Origin of the sequence: Bradyrhizobium cosmicum (genome assembly GCF_032290525.1) — a bacterium.
Taxonomy (GTDB): Bacteria; Pseudomonadota; Alphaproteobacteria; order Rhizobiales; family Xanthobacteraceae; genus Bradyrhizobium; species Bradyrhizobium cosmicum_A.
On sequence record NZ_JASXTA010000415.1, the window covers coordinates 1 to 252 of the forward strand.

The window sequence follows — 252 nt, forward strand, 5'->3', positions numbered from 1 at the left end:
GCTCTCGGCATCGTGCCCGAGCCTCGAACCCGACCGATGCCTCGTTCATGACCCTGCTTTCGACGGCCCAGCACCTTGCCCGCGACACCCGCAGGGATCCGCGCTCGCAAATGATGCTCATCATGGTCGTGGTAATCATCACCGCGGGCGCCGCCGCACTGGTGGCCTACTTGTTGTGGCCAACCTGGGTGGCGCGGCCCGCCAGCGCTCCGGGCCGGTTGCCGGTCAGCGTCGGCGCCACGCTCTTCAACG

General features: G+C 68.3%; 1 pseudogene. It reads left to right on the plus strand.

Annotated elements, in window-relative coordinates:
* Positions 1–47: 47 nt before the first annotated feature.
* Positions 48–252, plus strand: a pseudogene (locus tag QSV46_RS40420) (hypothetical protein); the annotation flags it as partial.